We start from the raw sequence: 21,437 nt of genomic DNA on the forward strand, positions 1-21,437 counted from the left end.
TGCTCGCGCAGCCACACCGCAGAGAACCCCCGCTCCGTCTGGAGCGGGGGTTCTCGCGTTTCGCGCCGGTACGCTGGGAGCGTGAATGATGTGATCCTGAGCAACCCGAAGTCCGAGCGCGTACGCCGTATCGCCTCGCTCGCCCGCAAGAAGGATCGCCAGTATCACGGCCGCTTCCTCGTCGAGGGGCCGCAGTCGGTGCGCGAACTGCTCGTGCACCGCGCCGACCTGGTGGAAACGGTCTATGCGACCCGGGGTGCCGAGCCTTGGCAGCCCGAGATCGATCGACTCGCGTCGGAGGCGGGCGTGCGTCTCGAGCACGCGACGCCTGAGGTGATCGCGGCAATGGCCGAGACCGTGTCGCCGCAAGGAGTGGTCGCCGTCGCGCGGATCTGGGAGAGCGATCTCGTCGAAACCCTGTCGGGTGCGCGACTGGTGGCGATCCTGCACGAGATTCGCGACCCCGGGAACGCCGGCACCGTGCTGCGCGCCGCCGACGCCGCGGGTGCAGATGCGGTGGTGTTCGCGGGAGAGAGCGTTGATCCGTTCCACCCGAAGGTCGTGCGTTCGACGACCGGATCACTCTTCCACCTGCCCGTCGTGGTCGCCGGGAGCCTTGCCGAGGTCATCGGGGCCGCTCGCGAGGCCGGCCTCGCGTCCATCGCGGCGGATGTGCGGGGAGCCGACCTGCTCGCCGCCCGCATCGACGGGGTACTCGACGGCCCGGTCGCCTGGGTGTTCGGCAACGAGGCGCGGGGCCTCACCGAGGCGGATCGAGCGCTCGCCGATCGATCGGTGCGGCTCCCGATCTACGGAGCCGCAGAGTCGCTCAACCTCGCCACTGCGGCGAGCGTGCTGCTCTACGAAACAGCGTTCGCGCAGCGCGCGGCGACCGGCGAAGCCGCGGGCGACTGACATGCCGGTCATCGACCTGAACTGCGATCTCGGCGAATCCTTTGGGGCGTACACGTTCGGCAACGACGCCGCCGTGCTCGAGACGGTGACGAGCGCGAACGTCGCCTGCGGGTTTCACGGAGGCGACCCGCATGGCATGCGTGAGACCTGCCGAGCAGCAGCGGCGGCCGGGGTGACGATCGGCGCGCATCCGGGATACCGCGACCTCGCCGGTTTTGGGCGCCGCTTCATCGACTACGCGCCGCAGGAGCTGACCGATGAGGTGATCTACCAGCTCGGTGCCGTGCGCGCCATTGCCCGCAGCGTCGGCGGAGACGTCGCGTACGTCAAGCCGCACGGGGCGCTGTACAACGCCATCGCGACGCATGAGGCTCAGGCGCACGCCGTGGTCGAAGCCGTGGTGGCGTTCGATGCGTCACTGCCGCTCCTGGTGCAGCCCGGCACGGCGATCGCGCGGGCGGCGACGCACGCCGGAGTGCGCGTGATCGCCGAGGCGTTCGTCGATCGGGGGTACGCCGCCGATGGGCGCCTGGTGCCGCGAGGCGCGCCCGGTGCGCTGCTCGACCATGACGCTGCGGTCGCGCAGGCGATTGAGATCGCCGCGCACGGCAGGGTCACCGCGATCGATGGATCGGTCGTCTCGCTGCCCGCTGAAAGCCTGTGCCTGCACGGCGACCACCCGTCGGCCATGCAGCTCGCTGCCGACGTGCGCGCGGCGCTCGAGGCACGCGGAATCGAGATTCGCAGTGCCGTTTGACGATCCGTTCGGTGCGGCGCCGCCCGGGGTTGGCGCACCGCTGATTCGGCCGATCGGCGACCGCGCGTGCATCATCGACCTGCCGTCGCTGGACGCGGTGCTCGAGATGGCCGAGTCGTTGCGCGCGGCGGCGCTCGACGGCGTGATCGACATCGTGCCGGCGTCGCGCACCGTGATGATGCGGTGCCGTGATCGGCGCAGCCTGCGGGCGGCGATGGACGCTGCGCGCCGGGCAGCGGCGCAGACGAGCGGCGCCCGCGATGCCGGTGCACCGGGGCGTCATTTCGAGGTGCCCGTTCGTTACGACGGGATCGATCTCGCTGAGGTGGCGCGGCTGACGGGGGTGAGCGTCGATACGGTGATCGCCGCGCACACGGGCACGTCGTGGACGGCGGCCTTCGGCGGATTCGCCCCGGGATTCGTCTACCTCACCGGAGGCGACGAGCGTCTTCGCGTGCCGCGTCTCGATACGCCGCGCACGACCGTGCCGACGGGGTCCGTCGCGATCGCCGCGGAGTACTCTGCGGTGTATCCGGGCGCCTCTCCGGGCGGGTGGCGGGTGCTCGGGCGCACTGACGTGTCATTCTGGGATGCCGAGCGCGAGCCCGCGGCGCTGGTCGCACCCGGCGACACCGTGCGCTTCCGTGCCGTGCGAGAAGCGGTCGAGGTGCTCCGGTCGCCGCTCACTGAAACGCCCGATTCTCGTGAGATTGCGGATCACCCGGAGCCGAGCGACACCGCGCTGCGGGTGCTCGACCCCGGTCTGCTGACACTTGTGCAAGATGCCGGGCGGCCGGGCTTCGCCGCCGTCGGGGTGACCACCTCTGGAGCCGCCGATCGCGATGCATTGCGGCGGGCGAATCGTGCGGTGGGCAACGCAGACGGTGCGGCGGCGTTCGAAACCCTGAATGCCGCGCTGTCGATTCGGGCTGAGCGGCCCATCAGCGTCGCCCTCGCGGGTACCGACGCGCATGTCACGATCGTGGACGCTTCAGGCGTGGATCGCGTCGTTCCCAACGACTGCGCGGGGAGCGGCCTGATCGAACTCGCTGCGGGGGAGACCCTCGAAGTCGGGGCCGCGACTCGTGGGCTGCGAAGTATCGTCGCGGTGCACGGCGGCCTCGCGGTGCGCACGATGCTGGGCAGTGCCGCGCACGACACGCTTTCGGGGCTCGGAGCGCCGCCGGTCAGCGCCGGTCAGTGCTTCGCACTGGGCGCGACCGACGGTGCGACGCGCGGTGCGGCACATGGTGCGGATGTAGTCGGCGCCGATGGCGGGGTTGAGGCGGCAGACGAAGCCGGAGGCTGGGTGCCCGTCGAACTTCGCACCGACGGAGTGTGCGTGCTGCGCTTCGTGCCCGGCCCGCGCGCCGACTGGTTCGGCGCCGAGTCGCTCGAACGGTTTGCCAGCGGCACCTGGTCGCTTTCTGCCGATGCGAACCGGGTCGGGCTGCGGTTCGACGGTGCGCCGCTTGAGCGCGCGAGCGACGCCGAACTGCCGAGCGAGGGGACGGTGCGCGGGGAGATTCAGGTGCCGCCGAACGGTCAACCGGTGCTCTTCCTCGCCGACCACCCGGTGACCGGCGGGTACCCCGTGATCGGCACCGTCGTCGACGCCGACACCGACCTCGCCGCGCAGTTGCGTCCGGGCGACGCGGTGCGCTTCGTGCCGGTCGATCCCGATGCGATGCCGGATCGTCGTGCGTTCGAGCGACAGCCCGCAGTGCACCGCCGCACCGGCGCACCCGTGCGCTTTTCCATCGAGGTCGATGGGCGCCGTCGCGCCGTGTCGCTCCCTGAACCCGTCGCCGCGGCGCTCGATCAGGCATGGGTGCAGGGGCAGGCCGACGCCGTCAACGTCTTCGCCGCCGCGCTCGCCGCAGCGACTGCCGAAGCGCCCGACCGACGGTAAGATCGTTACTCGTGGCAGACACGAATCCCATCACCCAGGAAGCGGCCGACGCAGCCGTCGAGGCCGCGCTCGCGGCCTTCGCTGCGTCAGGCTCCGTCGCCGAGCTGAAAGCCGCGCGCACCGCGCATGTCGGCGACGGTTCGGCCATCGCTCAGCTCAACGCGCAGATGCGCGCGGTGCCCAAAGATGAGAAGGCCGCGACCGGCAAGCTCATGGGACAGGCACGCGGCCGTATCGAGGGCGCGTACCAGGGTCGCGAGAGCGATCTCGTCGCGCAAGAGGCCGCTGCGCGCCTCATCGCCGAGACCGTCGACGTGACCGCGGCGCCCGTGCGTCGCACCGCGGGCTCGCGCCACCCGTTGACGCAGCTGCAAGACGAGATCTCCGACGTGTTCATCGGAATGGGCTGGGAGATCGCCGAGGGGCCCGAGCTCGAGCACGAGTGGTTTAACTTCGACGCGCTCGGGTTCGATCCGGATCACCCGGCGCGCGCGATGCAGGACACGTTCTTCGTGGATCCCGCCGACCGTCACCTCGTGCTGCGCACGCACACCTCACCGGTGCAGATCCGCTCGCTCCTCGACCGGGACCTCCCGGTCTACGTCGTCGCGCCGGGCCGCACCTACCGCACCGACGAGCTCGATGCGACGCACACCCCGGTCTTCAGCCAGGTCGAGGGCATCGCGATCGATCGCGGTCTCACCATGGCGCATCTCCGCGGCACCCTCGAGCACTTCGCGCGCCAGATGTTCGGCGCCGAGGCAGAGATCCGTCTGCGTCCGAACTTCTTCCCGTTCACCGAGCCGTCCGCCGAGATGGACGTGTGGCAGCCGCACGCCAAGGGTGGCGCGCGCTGGGTCGAGTGGGGCGGCTGCGGCATGGTCGACCCGAACGTGCTCGCCGCGGCGGGCATCGACCCCGAGGAGTACCAGGGCTTCGCTTTCGGCATGGGCATCGAGCGCACGCTGCAGTTCCGCCACGACATCAACGACATGCGCGACATGGTCGAGGGCGATGTCCGTTTCAATCGTCAGTTCGGAGGACTGGTCTAATGCGCGTTCCGCTCAGTTGGCTCGGCGAGGTCGTCTCGCTTCCCGAGAACGTCACCCCCGAGCAGGTGCACGCCGATCTCGTGCGCGTGGGCTTCGAAGAGGAGTCGATCCGCCGCTTTGAGGTGACCGGCCCCGTGGTGGTCGGCGAGGTGCTCTCGCGCGAGCCCGAGGAGCACTCGAACGGCAAGACCGTGAACTGGTGCCAGGTGCGCGTCGCTCCCGAGGGGCTCGAGGCCGCCGATGGTGGAGCTGACGTGCGCGGCATCGTCTGCGGCGCACACAACTTCGAGGCCGGTGACAAGGTCGTCGTCTCGCTGCCCGGCGCCGTGCTGCCCGGAGGATTCGAGATCTCCGCGCGCAAGACCTACGGGCACACGTCAGACGGCATGATCGCCTCGGCGCGCGAGCTCTCGCTCGGCGACGACCACGACGGCATCATCGTGCTGTCGCGCCTCGGGCTCGACCCCGAGGTCGGCGCAGACGCGAAGGCGCTGCTCGGGCTCTCTGACACGGCGGTGGAGATCAACGTCACCCCTGATCGCGGGTACGCCTTCTCGATTCGCGGCGTCGCCCGTGAGTACGCGCACGCCACCGGGGCCTCGTTCACCGACCCGGCGACAACCGTGACGCCCGTGTCGGCGTCGGGCTTCGCCGTCGCCATCGACGATCAGGCGCCGATTCGCGGCCGCGTGGGCGCCAGTGGGTTCGTGACGCGCGTGGTGCGCGGCATCGATCAGTCGCGCCCGACCCCGCCCTGGATGGTGTCGCGCCTGCAGCTCGCGGGCATCCGCTCGCTCTCGCTCGAGGTCGACATCTCCAACTACGTGATGCTCGAACTCGGCCAGCCGCTGCACGCCTACGATCTCGCAAAGCTCACCGGTGGCATCATCGTGCGCCGTGCCGCCGCGGGCGAGACGCTCGTCACACTCGACGGTCAAGAGCGCACGCTGCACGTCGAAGATCTCGTCATCACCGACGAGTCCGGGGTCATCGGGCTCGCGGGCGTCATGGGCGGCGAATCGACGAAGGCCGACGCCTCGACCGTCGACGTACTCGTCGAGGCCGCCACGTTCGATCCGGTGTCGATTGCGCGCACCGCGCGTCGCCACAAGCTGCCGAGCGAGGCGTCGAAGCGCTTCGAACGCGGGGTCGACCCGCTCGTGGCGCGCGCCGCCGCACAGCGCATGGTCGATCTGCTCGTCGAGCTCGCCGGCGGCACCGCTGACGCGCTGGGTTCGGAACTCGTCGCCGACTGGCAGCCCGCCGAGGTGCGCCTGCCCCTGGCGCGGGTCAACGGGCTGCTCGGCACGGATTACACCGACGATGAGGCACGTGGAGCGATCCAGACCATCGGCTGCAGCATCACCGCAGACGCCGACGGCGTGCTCGTGGTGACCGCCCCCAGCTGGCGCTCGGATCTCAGCCGCCCGGCCGACTTGGTCGAAGAGGTGGCGCGCATCGTCGGCTACGACCGCATCCCGTCGGTGCTCCCCATCGCACCTGCCGGTCGCGGGCTCACGCGCGAGCAGCGCCTCCGTCGCCGCGCCGCCGACACGATCACTGCGGCCGGTCTGGACGAGGTGCAGAGCTACCCCTTCGTCTCACGGTCGCAGCTCGACGCGTTCGGCGCGGGTGCCGAGCCGCAGACCGTGGAGTCGGCAGCCGCTGCCGCCGATTCCGCTGCAGCGCCGATCGCGGCGATCAAGCTGGCGAACGCGCTCGACGCGCAGTCGCCGTTCCTGCGCCGCTCGCTGCTGCCGGGTCTCGTCACCGCGGCCCAGCGCAACGTGTCGCGCGGGCTCACCGACCTCGGTCTGGTCGAGTTCGGGCTCGTGTTCGAACCGCGAGCGACCGGCGAAGCGCTGGGCACGCAGTCCGTTCCGCCGCTTGCGGAGCGCCCCTCGGCAGAGGTTCTGGCCGAGTTGAACGCCTCGATTCCGTCGCAGCCGCGCCGCGCCGCCGGCCTGCTGCTCGGCGACGCGGTTGCGAAGCAGCCGGGTGAGGCGCCGCGAGCGTTCGATTGGAGCGACGCACTGGACGCGGCGCGCACGATTGCCGGTGCAGTCTCGGCCGAGCTCGTGGTCGCGCAGGGCGCGCACCGTGCATTCCACCCGGGCCGCACCGCCGAATTGGCGATCCGCGTGACCGATGGTTCCGATGTCGACGGTGACGAGGGCGGCCTCGTCGTCGTGGGTGTCGCCGGCGAGCTGCTGCCCGAGCTCGTCGCCGAGCATCACCTGCCCGGTGCCGTTGCCGCATTCGAGCTCGACCTCGAGCGCATCATCGAACTGGCCCCGCGCCAGCCCGAGACGGCGCAACTGTCGACGTATCCGGCCGCGACCCAAGACCTGACGCTGGTCGTCGCCGAAGACATCGCCGCGGGCGACGTGCTCGCGGTCGTCGCTGCAGGGGCCGGCGAGCTCCTCGAGAGTGCGCGCATCGTCGACGATTACCGCGGTACGGGCATCGAGCCCGGCACGAAGGCGCTGACGTTCGCGCTGCGCTTCCGGGCCGAAGATCGCACGCTCAAGGCCGAGGAAGCCAGCGAGGCCAAGCTCGCGGGCGTCGCGGCGGCCGAGCTCGCGTTCGACGCGAAACTGCGCGACTAACGTCGCGGCACGGCGTGCCCCGGGAACTGGAGGAAGTCATGACGGGTCTGACCCCCTACCTGCTGTTCCCGGGAAACGCCGCCGAAGCGCTCGCGCACTACCGTACGGTGTTCGGCGGTGAGCTGCAGACGCACTCCTTCGCCGAGTTCGGGCGTACCGACGGCCCTGGCGACGCGATCGCCCACGCCACGCTCACCGGGCCCGTCACGGTGTACGCCGCCGATGCCGGGCCTGACGAAGACGCCGTGCACATGGGCGGGATGTTCTTCGCCTTGCTCGGAGCCGCGGAACCCGAGACGCTGCACCGCTGGTTCGACGAGCTGGGGGCCACCGGTCGGGTGATCCTTCCGCTCGAATCGCGCCCCTGGGGTGCGAGCGACGGCCAGGTCGTCGACCAGTTCGGAGTGCGGTGGTTGATCGGATACAACGCTGAGACAGGAGCGCGCGCGTGAGCATCATCGCAGTGGCCGGCGGCACCGGCACGGTCGGCACCCACGTGGTTGAGGTGGCTCGTGAGCAGGGCTTCGACGTGCGCGTGCTGTCTCGTGCGAGCGGCGTCGATCTGGTGTCGGGCGCTGGCCTCGACCTCACCGGCGTCGACGCGGTGATCGATGCGTCGGGCACGACCACGACGTCGGCCGCGAAGTCACGAGCATTCTTCGCCGCAGCGAGCGCTGCGCTGCTGGCGGCGGGCGCCGCTGCGGGCGTGCGCCACCATGTCGCGCTGTCGATCGTGGGTGTCGATCGCGCCCCGCACGGCTACTACGCCGGGAAGGCCGTGCAGGAGGCTGCGGTGACCGCCGGCACAGTGCCCTGGAGCGTGCTGCGCGCGACCCAGTTCCACGAGTTCGCGGCGCAGATGATCGACCGCATGCGGCTCGGCCCGTGGGTCGGCGCGCCCGCCATGCGCTCGCGACCGATCGCCGCGCGCACCGTGGCCGAGCACCTGGTCGCGCTTGCGGTGGGGGAGCCCGTCGGCCTCGCGCCTGATCTGGTCGGCCCCCGCGAGGAGCGGATGGCGCAGATGATGCGGGCGCTGCTCGCACAGCGCGGGGACGGCGCGCGCGTGATCGAGCTGCCGCTGCCGGGCGGGTTCGGCCGGGCGCTCCGAGACGGCAGTATCCTGCCGAGCGACCCCGCCCGAGCCGAGACCGCCGGGCCGGCCTTCGACGCGTGGCTCAGTGCGCAGCCGACGCGATCCTGACCGCGTTCAGTCTGCAGCCTTCGGCGCGAGGCTGAACATCCACGGCACGCCGAATCGATCTTCGAGCATGCCGAACGTGTCACCCCACGGCGCCTGAGCGAACGGCTCGCGAATCTCCGCGCCCTGCGAGATACCGTCCCAGAGCGCGCGAATGCGGGGATCGTCGTCGCCCGAGATGCAGACGGAGTTGCCCGGCTTGGCCGCGTCGGGAAGCTCCGACATCGACGCGGGGTAATCGGCGGCCATGATCGTGAGGCCATCGGGGGTGTCGATCTGGCCGTGCATGATCTTCTCGGCCTCGGCCGGATCGCCCATCATGCCGGGAATCGCGTCGTACTGCATGATGCGGATCTCGCCGCCGAGCACCGAGTGGTAGAACTCGAGGGCCTCGCGCGCGGTGCCGTGAAAGTTGAGGTAGGGGTTGAGGCTGATGGACATGGGGTCTCCTTGCAGCTCGGGAGATCCGGAAGCGGACCTCTGCCCACATTGTGCCGCGCCACCCGCGAATTGTCACCGTTCGGACACTCGCTGACCCCTTGTCGCGGGGCAGCAGCGGGCCGATACTGGGAGCAGCGCGACGGTGCCCGGTACACGGATCGGGTGCGCCGCGAGGCAGCGGAGCCGAAAGGAACGGATCATGACCGACCAGTTCATCGTACCGAACATCTGGTGCACGCGAAACGCGGAGGAGGTCGGTCAGTTCTACGCCGACGTGCTTCCCGACACCACGACCGAGGTCGAGTCGCGCTACCCGCAGACCGGGCTGCTCGATTTTCAAGAACCGTTCGCCGGGCTGCCGCTCACGGTCGCGGTGAACGTCGCCGGATACCGGTTGACCCTGGTGAATGCGGGCGACGAGTTCTCACCGAATCCGTCGATCTCGTTTTTTCTGATGTTCGGTGCGGATCGCTTCGGCAGCGTCGAGCAGGCGCGCGAGGCGCTTGACCGCGTCTGGGTCGGGCTGCAGCCCGGGGCGACTGTGCTGATGGCACTCGACGAGTACCCGTTCAGCGATTACTACGGCTGGGTGCAGGATCGCTACGGCGTGAGTTGGCAGTTGGGTCTCGCCGACCCGGTGCGCGACGACGGCGCCTTCGTGATTCCCTCGCTGCTCTTCGGCGGTGCGGCTCAGAATCGCGCGGGCGAGGCCCGAGCGAAGTACGCCGAGGTGTTCCCCGAGTTTGAGGCGGGCGGCGCATACCCCTACGGCGAGGCGCAGGGGCCGGCGACTCCCGAGGCGCTCATGTACAGCGAATTCCGCATTCAGGGGCAGACATTCGGGGCGATGGACTCGGGGGTCGAGCAAGACTTCTCGTTCACCTGCGGCGTCTCGCTGGAAGTCCACTGCGCGGATCAGGCAGAGATCGACCGCATTTGGGATGCGCTCTCGGCGGTTCCCGAGGCGGAGCAGTGCGGGTGGCTAGCCGACGAGTTCGGTGTGAGCTGGCAGATCGTTCCGGCGAATATGGGCGAACTCATGGAACGCCCGAATGCGTTCGAGCACCTGCTGCAGATGCACAAAATCGTCATCGACGACCTGTGAACCCGAACGCCTGTTCACCCACCGCGCGGGGGCGCTGAGAGAGGACTACACTCGCAGGGTTGAGGATCGAACAGGACGGAGACGGACTGATGCGGGTGCGGGCGACGGCGGTCAGCAAAGGACCGGGTGGGCGAGCGCTCCCACCGAGCGACGTGACGATGTCATCGGGCACGGCGGTGTTCGTGGAGGCCGAGACGGCGCAGCGCCCGACGGTGCTCGGTCTGATCGTCTCCGGTCGTATGAAGCCCGACAGTGGCGAGGTCGCGATCGACGACGTTCCCGATGCGAAGCAATTGCGGCGCCGGATCGCGCTCGTCGACGCCCCCGACGTCAGCGAGCCGCACAGCGACGTTCTGCTGGCCGATGTCGTCGCGGAGGAGCTCATGTTCGCGGGCAAGTTCGGTGGCCCACCGGCGGTGCGCCGCGAACTCGAGCGCCTGGGACTGCGCCACCATGCGCGCCTCCCCATCGGCGACCTCGCACCGGGTGACCGGGTGCGGGCGCTCTGCGAGCTGGCGTTGCAGCGGCCGGGCGTCGAGGGCATCGTGCTCGTGTCGCCCGACCGCCACGGAGGAGACCCCGAGGAGTGGTGGCGCACCGCTTGCGAACTTGCCGACGCCGGTGCCGCGGTGCTGGTGATCGCCGGCCGTGCCGCGCGCGCCGCGATCGCTGCACACCCCGACGGGTGGGGCACGGGCGAGGTCATGCCGCTGCGCGAGTTCGTCGCGATCACCGAGGAGACGTCATCGCGCACGCGTGCGCTGACGCAGCACGTGGAGGATGAGGCGTGAAGATTCCGCAGATGATTCGGGCCGAGTTCGCGCGCCTGTGGGCGACGAAGATGGCGCGTCTCGCGTTCGTCGCGCTGATGTGCGTGCCGCTGCTGTACGGCGGCCTCTACCTCTGGGCCAATCAGGATCCCTATGCCAAGCTCAACCAGGTGCCCGTCGCGCTGGTGGTCTCCGATCAGGGTGTGAAGCAAGGTGACGACGTACGTGTCATCGGCGACGAGGTCGCGAAGAACCTCGTCGAAGACGGCAGCTTCGACTGGCACGAGGTGAGCGAGAACGACGCCGAAACGGGCGTGAATAACGGGGTGTACGACTTCGTCGTGACGCTGCCGAAAGACTTCTCGGAGTCGCTGCAGTCGTCGCAGACGGACGACCCGCACCGGGCCGAGGTCGTGCTCACCACGAACGACGCCAACAGCTACCTCGCGACCACGATCGGCGAGCAGGCCGTACAGCGCATTCAGAAGCAGATCGTGCAGTCGGTGAACCGCGAAGCCGCGAAGTCGCTGCTCGACGGGATCGCAGAGATCCGTGGCTCGCTGATCGAGGCGCGCGACGGCGCCACGAAGCTCACCGACGGGGCGCAGAGCGCAGAAGATGGCGCCGGAAAGCTGCACGAGGGCGCACAGCAGGCGAAAGACGGCTCCTCGCAGCTCGCGACCGGTCTCGGCCAGTTGCGCGACGCGACCGCATCCCTGCCCGAGAACACGGAGGCGCTCGCGAGCGGGGCGGCGCAGGTCGCCGCCGGGAACGCGACGGTCGCCCAGTACGGGCGCGATGCGGCCGGGCTCAGCCAGCAGGCCGTCGACGCGCTCGCGGGAGATCGCACCGCGATCCTGCAAGATCTGACCGAGGCGGGGGTCGACCAGAGCGTCATCGACCGTGTGAGCGCGGCGATGGATCGGGTCGGCGGCGACCTCACGAACGTGAACGCTCAAGTGCAGGGCGCGAGCGCTCAGCTCGACACGCTTGCGAGCGGTGCGCAGCAGGTGGCCGACGGCTCGCGACAGCTCGCGGATGCCACGCCGCAGTTGACGAGCGGCATCGCCTCGGCCGCCGATGGTTCCGTAGCGCTCGACGACGGGCTCGCGCAGCTCGTCTCGGGTTCGGGCGAGCTCCAGACCGGTCTCGGCACGCTCACCGACGGCGCCGGGCAGCTGCGCGACGGGCTCGCCGATGGCGTGAAGAAGCTTCCGGATAGCTCGGCCGAACTCCGTGCCGATCAGGCCAAGAACATCGCGCAACCGGTCGACGTGCAGACGAGTCGCGTGACGTCCGCGGGCAGCTATGGCGCCGGGCTCGCGCCGTTCTTCATGAGCCTGGCGGCCTGGATCGGCATCTATGCGCTGTTCCTGATTCTGAAGCCGGTTTCGCGTCGCGCGGTCACCGCGCTGCACACGCCACTGCGCGTCACGATCGCGGGCTGGGCCACGCCCGCACTGCTCGGAGCGACGCAGATGCTCGCGCTGTTCGCGATCGTGGCGTTCGCGCTGAAGTTCGACTTCTCGCATCCCGTCGCGGCCTACGGCACCATCGCGCTCGCGTCGGCGACGTTCGCCGCGATCATCCTCGCGCTGAACGTGTGGCTCGGCAGCGTGGGGCAGTTCCTCGGCCTGGTACTCATGGTGGTGCAGCTCGTCACTGCGGGCGGCACGTTCCCCTGGCAGACGCTGCCTGCGCCGCTCGCGACGCTGCACCACTACCTGCCCATGTCGTTCGCGGTCGACGGGCTGCGGCAGCTCATGTACGGCGGTGATCTCGCCGACGCGGCCAGCGAGGCGTTGAAGCTCGGCCTGGTGCTCGTCATCGCGGTGCTGATCTCGGCGCTCGGGGTGGCGAAGACGATGCGCTCGCGCACTCTGAAAGACCTGCAGCCCAGCCTGATCGGGTAGCGAACGCACGCGCTGCGTATACACTCGGCGAATATTGAGCCAGAGATCTGGCGCAATGGTGCCGGTGTGTATACGCTAGCGGTATGTCGGGAATCAGTGAGCGCACGAGCGATCGGGTGTATCGCGAGCTCCTGCGCGATATTCAGACGGGGGCGTTGCGGCCCGGCAGCGTGATCGGCGAGGTCGAACAGGCCGCTCGCCGGGGCGTGAGCCGCACCCCGATGCGCGAGGCCATCGGACGCCTGGTCGCCGACGGCCTGATCGCGCAGCAGTCCGCACGCGTACTCGTCGTTTCCGGCTTCGATGCTAACGATGTGCGCGCGCTGTTCGAGACCCGGCGCGCGCTCGAGGAAGCGGCCGCCCGGCTGGCCGCCGAGCGCGGCGACCCGCAGGTGTTCCGCGAGATCGCCGACGCCTTTGATGCCGCGCACCCCGACGACGGGGCTGCGGGCACCGACGACTACTACGCGCTCATCGCGCGCTTCGACGCCGCCATCGATGCCGCGGTGCAGAACACGTACCTCACACAGGCTCTGCGCCCGGTGCGCACGCATCTGGTGCGCGCCCGCGGACTCGCCCGAGACAACCACGATCGGCTCGTGAGCTCCGTCGCCGAGCATGCGCTCGTTGCGCGCGCCATCGCCGACGGCGACGCCGAGCTCGCCGCCCACGCCACGCACGTGCACCTGCACCGTGCGCTGACCTCGATCCTCACCTCAATCGCCGACACGGAAGAGAGTGCCTCCGCATGACCGTCACCCACCACGTTCGCGTGTACCGCAGCGATGAAGCGCTGCCGCGCGAGGAGCAGCTCGCGCAGAAGATCGCCCGCGTCGCCACCGACCCCGTCGAAGTCGACGCCGACGTCGTCGAGATGATCATCAACCGCATCATCGACAACGCCTCCGTCGCGGCGGCGTCGCTGACCCGCGCCCCGATCGTCTCGGCCCGCGCTCAGGCGCTCGCTCACCCGGTGTCGCTCGGCGGTGCGGGCAGCTCGATCTTCGGCCTGGCGGGCACGGGAGCGGATGCGACGCTCACGAGCCCCGAGTGGGCGGCGTGGGCGAACGGGGTCGCGGTGCGCGAGCTCGACTACCACGACACCTTCCTCGCCGCCGAGTACTCGCACCCCGGCGACAACATTCCGCCGATCCTCGCCGTCGCGCAACACGTCGGTGCTGACGGGCGCGCGCTGGTGCGGGGCATTGCGACCGGGTACGAGATTCAGATGGACCTGGTGCGCGCCATCTGCCTGCACCGCCACAAGATCGACCACGTCGCGCACCTCGGGCCGTCGGCCGCCGCGGGTATCGGCACGCTGCTCGGCCTCGAGACGTCAGTGGTCGCTCAAGCCATCGCGCAGGCGCTGCACACGACCACCGCCACCCGGCAGAGCCGCAAGGGTGAAATCTCGACCTGGAAGGCGCACGCCCCCGCCTTCGCCGGCAAGATGGCCGTCGAAGCGGTCGACCGTGCGATGCGCGGCGAGACCTCGCCGTCGCCGATCTACGAGGGCGAAGACGGCGTCATCGCCTGGATGCTCGACGGCCCGACGGCCGCGTACGAGGTGCCGCTGCCGGCCGCGGGGGAGCCGAAGCGCGCGATCCTCGACAGCTACACGAAAGAGCACTCCGCCGAGTACCAGGCGCAGGCCTGGATCGACCTCGCCCGCAAGCTGAACGGCGCGTACCCCGAACTCGCCGACCCGGCGAATGTCGCGCGCATCGTGCTGCACACGAGCCACCACACCCACACCGTGATCGGCTCGGGTGCGAACGACCCCCAGAAGTACGACCCCACGGCCTCGCGTGAAACGCTCGACCACTCGATCCCGTATATCTTCACAGTCGCGCTGCAAGACGGCGGGTGGCACCACGTCGACTCCTACACGCCCGAGCGGGCCGGCCGCGCCGACACCGTCGCGCTGTGGCAGAAAGTCACCACCGCCGAAGACGCCGAATGGACCCGTCGCTACCACTCCGAAGACCCCGACGAGAAGGCGTTCGGCGGCCGCGTCGAGATCGAACTCGCCGACGGCTCCACCATCGTCGACGAGATCGCCGTGGCCGACGCGCACCCGCTCGGTGCGCGCCCATTCGTTCGCGACAACTACATCGCGAAGTTCCGGCTGCTCGCGGAGCCCGTACTCGAACCCGCCGAGATCGAGCGGTTCCTGGAGCTCGTGCAGCGGCTGCCCGAACTCACCCCCGCCGAGGTGCGCGAGCTGAACATCGTCGCGCGATCCAGCATCCTCGATCTCGCCGCCGCACCGAAGGGACTCTTCTGATGCTCTACGCCCAGACCCCCGCGCACGAGAAGCGCCGCGCCTTCCGCGAGCGCCTCGACTCGGGGGAGCTGCTGCGCTTTCCCGGCGCCTTCAACCCGCTCTCGGCTCGGCTCATCGAGCGCAAGGGATTCGACGGCGTCTACATCTCGGGCGCCGTGCTCTCGGCCGACCTCGGACTGCCCGACATCGGGCTCACCACGCTCACCGAGGTGGCGGGTCGCGCCCAGCAGATCGCGCGCATGACCGAGCTCCCCGCCATCGTCGACGCCGACACCGGCTTCGGCGAACCGATGAACGTGGCGCGCACCATTCAGACGCTCGAGGATGCGGGGCTCGCGGGCGCCCACATCGAGGACCAGATCAACCCGAAGCGCTGCGGGCACCTCGACGGCAAGGCGGTGGTCGACGAGAGCACCGCCATCAAGCGCATCCGCGCGGCGGCCGACGCGCGCCGCGACCCGAACTTTCTCATCATGGCGCGCACCGACATCCGAGCCGTCGACGGGCTCGACGCGGCGGTCGACCGCGCGAAGGCCCTCGTCGACGCGGGCGCCGACGCGATCTTTCCGGAAGCCATGCGCACCCTCGACGAGTTCGCCGCGATGCGCGCCGCGCTCGACGTGCCGATCCTCGCGAACATGACGGAGTTCGGCAAGAGCGACCTCTTCTCGACCCAGCAGCTCGCCGACGTCGGGGTCAACATCGTCATCTGGCCGGTTTCAATGCTCCGGATCGCCATGGGCGCCACCGAACGCGTCCTCGACGAGCTGAACCGCGAGGGGCACCTCACCGGCAAACTCGGCGAGATGCAGCACCGCGCCGACCTCTACGAGCTCGTGGACTACGAGGCGTACAGCCGGTTCGACACCAACGTCTATACCTTCGAAGTGGAGCGATAGGCCGGGCTATTCCGGTTCGCACCGAACCGCACTCGCCAGAGTCGCAGCAATCGCACGTCGCACGTTTCACGCCGCAAAGGAGCGCAGCATGGATGCAGAGATCAAGAAGGGCCTCGCTGGGGTCGTCGTCGATACGACGGCGATCTCGAAAGTGAACCCCGAGACGAACAGCCTGCTCTACCGGGGGTACCCGGTGCAGCAGCTCGCCGATACCCAGCCGTTCGAGGCCGTTGCACACCTGCTCTGGCACGGCGAGCTGCCCTCGGCGGAGCAGCTCGCGGAGCTGCGCGCGACCGAGCGCGTGCACCGCGCGCTGACGCCCGAGGTGCGCGCTGCGATCGACCTGCTGCCGCTCGACGCCCACCCGATGGACGTGGTGCGCACGGCGGTGAGTGCGATCGGGGCGATCGACCTTGCCGGGCCGGGATCGGTGCTCGACGCGTCGGGGAGTGCGGAGCAGAACCTCGAGCGCTCCGTACGCCTCTTCGCGGCGCTGCCCGCCATCGTGGCCTACGGACAGCGCCGTCGCAGGGGCGAGGCGGTCGTCGAGCCCCGAGACGATCTCGACTACTCGGCGAACTTCCTCTGGATGACGTTCGGGAACGATCCCGAACCGGTCGTCGTCGATGCGTTCAACCGCTCGATGATTCTGTACGCCGAGCACTCGTTCAACGCGTCGACGTTCACGGCGCGCGTCATCACGTCGACGCTTTCCGACCTGTACTCGGCGGTCGTGGGAGCGATCGGAGCGCTCAAGGGTCCGCTGCACGGCGGAGCGAACGAGGCGGTGATGCACATTCTCGACGAGATCGGGTCGGCCGACCAGGTGGTGCCGTGGCTCGACACCGCCCTCGCCGAGAAGCGTAAGATCATGGGCTTCGGGCACCGCGTCTACAAGCACGGCGACTCGCGGGTGCCGACGATGCGGGCGGCGCTCGACCAGCTCGTGGAGCACTTCGAGCGGCCCGACCTCGCCGAACTGTACGCGACGCTTGAGAGCGAGTTCGTGGCGCGCAAGGGGATCTACCCGAACCTCGACTACCCGTCGGGGCCGGCCTACCACCTCATCGGCTTCGACACCCTCACCTTCACGCCCCTCTTCATCGCGTCGCGGGTCACCGGGTGGACCGCGCACATCATGGAGCAGGCGGCGTCGAACGCGCTGATCCGACCGCTCTCGGCATACGACGGCCCGGCGGAGCGCAACGTGCCAGACTGGACCGCATGAGCGATTACACGACGATCATCGCCGAGACGCAGGGACGCGTCGCGACCATCACCCTCAACCGGCCCGAAGCGCTGAACGCCCTGAACGGCACGCTGGTGCGCGAGCTCATCGACGCCGCGACCGGGTTCGACGCCGACCCCGCGATCGGCGCGATCGTGCTCACCGGCTCGGCGAAGGCCTTTGCCGCGGGTGCCGACATCAAGGAGATGGCGGAGCTCGGCTACGCCGACATGCTGCTCGGCGGACCGTTTCCGAGCTGGGGCGGGTTCGAGCGCATGCGCACGCCGCTGATCGCCGCGGTCGCCGGATTCGCGCTCGGCGGCGGCTGCGAACTCGCGATGATGTGCGACATCATTCTGGCCGCCGACACCGCGAAGTTCGGGCAGCCCGAGATCAACCTCGGCGTGCTGCCGGGCTTCGGCGGGTCGCAGCGCCTGCCGCGAGCGATCGGCAAATACAAGGCCGCCGAAATGGTGCTCACCGGGCGCATGATGGGCGCCGAGGAGGCCGAGCGCTCAGGTCTCGTCTCCCGAGTGGTGCCCGCCGACGAGCTGCTGGCCGAGGCCGCGAAGGTCGCCGAGACCATCGCATCGAAGTCGCTGCCCGCCGTGTACGCCGCGAAAGACGCACTGCAGGCGGCGCAGGAGATGCCGCTCGCCGAGGGGCTGCGCTTCGAGCGCCAGGCGTTCGCGGCGGCCTTCGCGACCGAGGATCAGAAAGAGGGCATGCGCGCCTTCGCCGAGAAGCGCGCGCCCGAATTCCGCGGGCGGTAGTCGCGCACTAGGCGTCGATCTGCAGCTCGCCCATCGCGTCCCAGCCCGTGCCGTCGACCTGCCGCGAGATGATCTGCGGGGTCGAGACCAGGTGCGGGCGCATCGACTCGAGCCCGGCCGCGAAGTGGTCGGACGAGACGTGCGGGCCGGCGCCCTCGTCGGTGAACGCTTCGATCAGTACGAACTCGTTCGGAGTCTCGAGGCTGCGCGACCAGTCGAACCAGAGGTTGCCGGGCTCGGCACGAGTCGCCTCGGTGAAGGCGCGCACGATCTCGGGCCAGTGATCGACGCTCTCGGGCTTGACGGGGAATTTCACGGTGATGACGTACATAGGGCAAGCCTATCGGCGGCCAGTCATGCGTCCACAGGCGTCATCCGTCGATCCGATGCCGCTCCGAGTGGTTGAATAGGAGCACGCGTGCGTGCCGTGCGCGGGAGAGGGAGACGATGACGATCAGCGTCGCTGTGGCGGGAGCCAGCGGGTACGCGGGAGGCGAGCTGCTGCGTCTGCTCGACGCCCATCCCGAATTCGAGATCCGCACGGTCACCGGGCATTCCTCCGCGGGGCGCCCGCTCGTCGAATCGCAGCCGCATCTCCGATCGCTTGCACACCTCACGCTGCAGCCCACCACGCCAGAGGTGCTCGACGGGCACGACGTCGTCTTCTTCGCGTTGCCGCACGGTGCATCGGGCGCACTTACGGCGCAGCTCTCGAACGTTGGCCTCTCGGTCGACTGCGGCGCCGATCACCGACTCACGAGTGCCGACGACTGGGCCGCGTTCTACGGCGGGGAGCACCACGAGGCGTGGACCTACGGGGTGCCCGAGCTCATCGTGCGCCGCGAAACCGGTGAATCGGGCCGTCAGCGCGAGGCGCTCGTCGACGCGACGCGCATCGCGGCCCCCGGCTGCAACGCGTCGACGGTGGCACTGTCGCTCGCTCCCGGCATCGCCGCCGGAGTCATCGAAGCGCGCGACATCGTGAGCGTGCTCGCGGTCGGGCCGTCAGGTGCGGGGAAGGCCGCGAAGACGCATCTGCTGGGTGCCGAGCTCATGGGCACGGCGAATCCGTACGCGGTGGGGGGCACGCACCGTCACATTCCCGAGATTCAGCAGGCGCTGCGCGGAGCGGGCGCCCGCGATGAGCCGACCATCAGCTTCACCCCGGTGCTCGTCCCGATGAGCCGAGGCATTCTGGCGACGACCACCGCGCGCATCGCGCCGGGGGTGACGGCCGCAGAGGTGCGGGCCGCCTGGCACGACGCCTACGCTGGCGAGCGCTTCGTGCAGCTGCTGCCCGAGGGCACGCTGCCGCGCACCGCAGACACGCTCGGCGCCAACACCTGCCTCATGAGCGTCGTCGTCGACGAGGCCGCGGGCCGCGCGGTGATCGTCGCCGCGCTCGACAACCTCGCCAAGGGCACCGCGGGTGCCGCGATCCAATCGGCGAACATCGCGCTCGGCCTTCCCGAGCACACCGGCCTTTCCGTGAATGGAGTTGCACCGTGACCGTCACCGCGCCCCAGGGCTTTCGCTCCGCCGGTATCGCCGTCGGCCTCAAGAGCACCGGCAAGCCGGATCTCGCGCTCGTGGTCAACGACGGCCCGTCGCGCGCGAGCGCCGTCGTCTTCACCACGAACCGCGCCCAGGCGAACCCCATCCTGTGGAGCCGCAAGGCGGCGCAGGGCGGCGCGGCTTCGGCCATCATTCTGAACTCGGGCGGGGCGAACTGCTTCACCGGCGACTTCGGCTACGAGACCACCCGACTGACCGCCGAGGCCGTGGCGACGGAGATCGGTGAGACCGACGCCGAGCGCGTGCTCGTCTGCTCGACCGGGCTGATCGGTACCGGCGACCAGGCGTTCCGCGACAAGATCGTGGGCAACGTTCCGGCGCTCGCCGCCGCGCTCGCCGCCGACGACACGACGGTTGCGTCAGCGATCCTCACCACCGACTCGGTTGAGAAGACCGCGGTGCACCAGGGTGACGGGTGGGTCATCGGCGCCATCGCAAAGGGAGCCGGCATGCTCGCGCCGGGTCTCGCCACGATGCTCGTCGTGATCACCACCGACGCGCTCCTCGACGACGCCGCACTCGACCGCGCCCTGCGCGCATCGACCGCGACCAGCTTCGATCGCCTCGACTCCGACGGCTGCATGTCGACCAACGACCAGGTCACCCTGCTCGCGAGCGGCGCTTCGAACGTCGTGCCCGACGAGGCCGACTTCACGGCGGCGCTCGCCGCGGTGTGCGACAGCTTGGCCGCTCAACTGCAGGCCGACGCCGAGGGCTCGAGCCACGACATCGACATCGAAGTGCGCGGAGCGGCTTCCGCCGCCGATGCGGTCGAGGTCGGGCGATCCGTCGCCCGCAACAACCTGTTCAAGGCCGCAATCTTCGGCAACGACCCGAACTGGGGCCGCGTTCTGGCCGCGATCGGCACCACGCAGGCCGCATTCGACCCGTACCAGGTCGACGTCGCATTCAACGGTGTGCGACTGTGCCACGCCGGTGCGCCCGACCGCCCGGTCGACGAATGCGACTTGACGCCCCGGCGCACGCACGTCGAGATCGACCTGTTCTCGGGCGAGCACACGGCGACCATTCGCACGAACGATCTCACGCACGACTACGTGCACGAGAACAGCGCGTACTCGAGCTAGGAGCCTGATGTCCACGACCACGAAGCCGCTCGACCACGAGCGCGCTCGGGCCATGACCGAGGTGCTCATCGAGTCCCTGCCCTGGCTGAAGAAGTTCCGCGACACCATCATGGTGATCAAGTTCGGCGGCAACGCGATGGTCGACGACCAGTTGCTCGAGGCCTTCGCTGAAGACATCGTGTATCTGCGCCACACGGGCATCAAGCCCGTCGTCGTGCACGGCGGCGGCCCCCAGATCAACGCGATGCTCGGCCGACTCGGCATCGAGAGCGAATTCCGTGGCGGCTATCGGGTGACCACGCCCGAGGCGATGGACGTCGTGCGCATGGTGCTCACCGGCAAGGTGAATCCTGAGCTCGTCGACCAGATCAATGCGCACGGCCCGCTGGCGGCCGGTACGACGGGAGAGGACGCGGGTCTCTTCGTGGGCCGTCGCCGCCCGCCGTTCGAGGTCGACGGCGAACTCGTCGACCTCGGGCTCGTCGGTGACGTCGTCGACGTGCGCGTCGAGCCGGTGCTCGCGCTGCTCGACGCGGGGCTGATCCCGGTCGTGTCGTCGATCGCTCCAGACGTCGACCGCCCCGGTGACTCCCTGAATGTGAACGCCGATGCCGCAGCGGGAGCGCTCGCGAGTGCGCTCGGCGCCGAGAAGCTCGTCATTCTGACCGACGTGGCGGGGCTGTACGCCGACTGGCCCGATCGCGATTCGCTTGTTTCGTCGATCACGGCGGGGGAGCTCGAAGAGCTGCTGCCGAGCCTCGAGTCGGGCATGATCCCGAAGATGCGCGCTTGCCTGGACGCCGTGCGCGGCGGAGTGTCGAAGGCGGCCATCATCGACGGGCGCGAACCGCACTCGGTGCTGCTCGAGATCTTCACCGAGCACGGCATCGGAACCGAAGTCACGCAGTAGCC

The 21,437-nt window shown here is 69.6% G+C and carries 20 protein-coding genes; 18 read left to right on the plus strand and 2 right to left on the minus strand.

The genetic code is table 11. The features are described from left to right. Positions 1-81: 81 nt before the first annotated feature. Genes AMS67_RS14950 through AMS67_RS14980 form a run of 7 tightly spaced genes read left to right on the plus strand, consistent with a single transcriptional unit; the run spans position 82 to position 8,449 of the window. Positions 82-915: a TrmH family RNA methyltransferase gene (locus tag AMS67_RS14950; RefSeq protein WP_241488106.1), complete on the plus strand. Its 834-nt coding sequence runs from the start codon at positions 82-84 to the stop codon at positions 913-915. A gap of 1 nt (position 916) precedes the next feature. Continuing rightward, positions 917-1,672 carry a LamB/YcsF family protein gene (locus AMS67_RS14955; RefSeq protein ID WP_053388074.1) on the plus strand — a complete coding sequence of 252 codons (756 nt, stop codon included), beginning with the start codon at positions 917-919 and terminating at the stop codon, positions 1,670-1,672. Then, a complete protein-coding gene (locus tag AMS67_RS14960) occupies positions 1,662-3,584 on the plus strand; it encodes a 5-oxoprolinase subunit B/C family protein (RefSeq protein WP_053388075.1) in 1,923 nt (640 codons plus the stop codon). The genes AMS67_RS14955 and AMS67_RS14960 overlap by 11 nt, the downstream gene beginning before the upstream one ends. An 11-nt stretch (positions 3,585-3,595) precedes the next feature. Further along, positions 3,596-4,636 carry a phenylalanine--tRNA ligase subunit alpha gene (pheS, locus tag AMS67_RS14965; RefSeq protein ID WP_053353402.1) on the plus strand — a complete coding sequence of 347 codons (1,041 nt, stop codon included), beginning with the start codon at positions 3,596-3,598 and terminating at the stop codon, positions 4,634-4,636. Next, positions 4,636-7,245, plus strand: a complete 2,610-nt coding sequence (pheT, locus tag AMS67_RS14970) for a phenylalanine--tRNA ligase subunit beta (RefSeq protein ID WP_053388076.1) — start codon at positions 4,636-4,638, stop codon at positions 7,243-7,245. The genes pheS and pheT overlap by 1 nt, the downstream gene beginning before the upstream one ends. 38 nt (positions 7,246-7,283) lie before the next feature. Beyond that, positions 7,284-7,697 (plus strand): VOC family protein, encoded by a 414-nt coding sequence (locus AMS67_RS14975; protein ID WP_053388077.1) that lies wholly within the window; start codon positions 7,284-7,286, stop codon positions 7,695-7,697. Continuing rightward, positions 7,694-8,449 (plus strand): SDR family oxidoreductase, encoded by a 756-nt coding sequence (locus tag AMS67_RS14980; RefSeq protein ID WP_053388078.1) that lies wholly within the window; start codon positions 7,694-7,696, stop codon positions 8,447-8,449. Before AMS67_RS14975 ends, AMS67_RS14980 begins: the two co-directional genes overlap by 4 nt. Positions 8,450-8,455: 6 nt before the next feature. Here AMS67_RS14980 and AMS67_RS14985 read toward each other — a convergent pair whose 3' ends face one another. Continuing rightward, entirely contained in the window at positions 8,456-8,887 is a 432-nt protein-coding gene (locus AMS67_RS14985; protein ID WP_053388079.1) for a VOC family protein, read from the minus strand. Positions 8,888-9,086: 199 nt separating this feature from the next. Between AMS67_RS14985 and AMS67_RS14990 the strand changes: the two genes are divergently transcribed. The 8 genes from AMS67_RS14990 (at position 9,087) to AMS67_RS15025 (ending at position 17,862) form a co-directional block, all read left to right on the plus strand. Continuing rightward, a complete protein-coding gene (locus AMS67_RS14990; protein ID WP_053353397.1) occupies positions 9,087-9,992 on the plus strand; it encodes a VOC family protein in 906 nt (301 codons plus the stop codon). 59 nt (positions 9,993-10,051) lie between these two features. Then, on the plus strand, positions 10,052-10,783 hold the full coding sequence (locus tag AMS67_RS14995) for a P-loop NTPase family protein (RefSeq protein WP_241488107.1): 732 nt from the start codon (positions 10,052-10,054) through the stop codon (positions 10,781-10,783). Beyond that, on the plus strand, positions 10,780-12,675 hold the full coding sequence (locus AMS67_RS15000; protein ID WP_053388080.1) for a YhgE/Pip domain-containing protein: 1,896 nt from the start codon (positions 10,780-10,782) through the stop codon (positions 12,673-12,675). The genes AMS67_RS14995 and AMS67_RS15000 overlap by 4 nt, the downstream gene beginning before the upstream one ends. A gap of 83 nt (positions 12,676-12,758) precedes the next feature. Further along, positions 12,759-13,427, plus strand: coding sequence for a GntR family transcriptional regulator (locus tag AMS67_RS15005; RefSeq protein ID WP_053388081.1), 669 nt, complete (start codon positions 12,759-12,761; stop codon positions 13,425-13,427). Further along, entirely contained in the window at positions 13,424-14,962 is a 1,539-nt protein-coding gene (locus AMS67_RS15010) for an MmgE/PrpD family protein (RefSeq protein ID WP_053388082.1), read from the plus strand. Before AMS67_RS15005 ends, AMS67_RS15010 begins: the two co-directional genes overlap by 4 nt. Then, positions 14,962-15,861: a methylisocitrate lyase gene (prpB, locus tag AMS67_RS15015; protein WP_053388083.1), complete on the plus strand. Its 900-nt coding sequence runs from the start codon at positions 14,962-14,964 to the stop codon at positions 15,859-15,861. Before AMS67_RS15010 ends, prpB begins: the two co-directional genes overlap by 1 nt. A gap of 88 nt (positions 15,862-15,949) precedes the next feature. Continuing rightward, the gene (locus tag AMS67_RS15020; protein ID WP_053388084.1) at positions 15,950-17,089 is read left to right on the plus strand and encodes a bifunctional 2-methylcitrate synthase/citrate synthase; all 1,140 of its coding nucleotides are present in this window, start codon (positions 15,950-15,952) and stop codon (positions 17,087-17,089) included. Further along, positions 17,086-17,862, plus strand: a complete 777-nt coding sequence (locus AMS67_RS15025) for an enoyl-CoA hydratase (protein ID WP_053353391.1) — start codon at positions 17,086-17,088, stop codon at positions 17,860-17,862. The genes AMS67_RS15020 and AMS67_RS15025 overlap by 4 nt, the downstream gene beginning before the upstream one ends. A gap of 7 nt (positions 17,863-17,869) precedes the next feature. Here the strand turns inward: AMS67_RS15025 and AMS67_RS15030 are convergent, their stop codons facing one another. After that, complete coding sequence (locus AMS67_RS15030; RefSeq protein WP_053353390.1) at positions 17,870-18,193, minus strand: putative quinol monooxygenase; 324 nt, start codon at positions 18,191-18,193, stop codon at positions 17,870-17,872. Between the two features lie 116 nt (positions 18,194-18,309). On the opposite strand from AMS67_RS15030, the gene argC reads away from it, so the two are divergent. The 3 genes from argC to argB are packed head-to-tail and all read left to right on the plus strand — an operon-like array spanning position 18,310 to position 21,435. Next, a complete protein-coding gene (gene argC / locus AMS67_RS15035; protein WP_053388085.1) occupies positions 18,310-19,371 on the plus strand; it encodes an N-acetyl-gamma-glutamyl-phosphate reductase in 1,062 nt (353 codons plus the stop codon). Beyond that, positions 19,368-20,525: a bifunctional glutamate N-acetyltransferase/amino-acid acetyltransferase ArgJ gene (argJ, locus tag AMS67_RS15040; protein WP_053388086.1), complete on the plus strand. Its 1,158-nt coding sequence runs from the start codon at positions 19,368-19,370 to the stop codon at positions 20,523-20,525. Before argC ends, argJ begins: the two co-directional genes overlap by 4 nt. Before the next feature lie 7 nt (positions 20,526-20,532). Next, positions 20,533-21,435 carry an acetylglutamate kinase gene (argB, locus tag AMS67_RS15045; RefSeq protein WP_053388087.1) on the plus strand — a complete coding sequence of 301 codons (903 nt, stop codon included), beginning with the start codon at positions 20,533-20,535 and terminating at the stop codon, positions 21,433-21,435. Positions 21,436-21,437 lie beyond the last annotated feature (2 nt).

Source organism: Leucobacter japonicus (genome assembly GCF_001273855.1).
Classification (GTDB): Bacteria; Actinomycetota; Actinomycetes; order Actinomycetales; family Microbacteriaceae; genus Leucobacter; species Leucobacter japonicus.

What these genes read in the sequence shown, in the direction of transcription:
- AMS67_RS14955 (WP_053388074.1), top strand. Translation starts at nt 917, where the DNA reads ATGCCGGTCATCGACCTGAACTGCGATCTCGGCGAATCCTTTGGGGCG.
- pheT (WP_053388076.1), top strand. Translation starts at nt 4,636, where the DNA reads ATGCGCGTTCCGCTCAGTTGGCTCGGCGAGGTCGTCTCGCTTCCCGAG.
- AMS67_RS14975 (WP_053388077.1), top strand. Translation starts at nt 7,284, where the DNA reads ATGACGGGTCTGACCCCCTACCTGCTGTTCCCGGGAAACGCCGCCGAA.
- AMS67_RS14985 (WP_053388079.1), bottom strand. Translation starts at nt 8,887, where the DNA reads ATGTCCATCAGCCTCAACCCCTACCTCAACTTTCACGGCACCGCGCGC.
- AMS67_RS14990 (WP_053353397.1), top strand. Translation starts at nt 9,087, where the DNA reads ATGACCGACCAGTTCATCGTACCGAACATCTGGTGCACGCGAAACGCG.
- AMS67_RS15005 (WP_053388081.1), top strand. Translation starts at nt 12,759, where the DNA reads ATGTCGGGAATCAGTGAGCGCACGAGCGATCGGGTGTATCGCGAGCTC.
- AMS67_RS15010 (WP_053388082.1), top strand. Translation starts at nt 13,424, where the DNA reads ATGACCGTCACCCACCACGTTCGCGTGTACCGCAGCGATGAAGCGCTG.
- prpB (WP_053388083.1), top strand. Translation starts at nt 14,962, where the DNA reads ATGCTCTACGCCCAGACCCCCGCGCACGAGAAGCGCCGCGCCTTCCGC.
- AMS67_RS15020 (WP_053388084.1), top strand. Translation starts at nt 15,950, where the DNA reads ATGGATGCAGAGATCAAGAAGGGCCTCGCTGGGGTCGTCGTCGATACG.
- AMS67_RS15025 (WP_053353391.1), top strand. Translation starts at nt 17,086, where the DNA reads ATGAGCGATTACACGACGATCATCGCCGAGACGCAGGGACGCGTCGCG.
- AMS67_RS15030 (WP_053353390.1), bottom strand. Translation starts at nt 18,193, where the DNA reads ATGTACGTCATCACCGTGAAATTCCCCGTCAAGCCCGAGAGCGTCGAT.
- argC (WP_053388085.1), top strand. Translation starts at nt 18,310, where the DNA reads ATGACGATCAGCGTCGCTGTGGCGGGAGCCAGCGGGTACGCGGGAGGC.
- argB (WP_053388087.1), top strand. Translation starts at nt 20,533, where the DNA reads ATGTCCACGACCACGAAGCCGCTCGACCACGAGCGCGCTCGGGCCATG.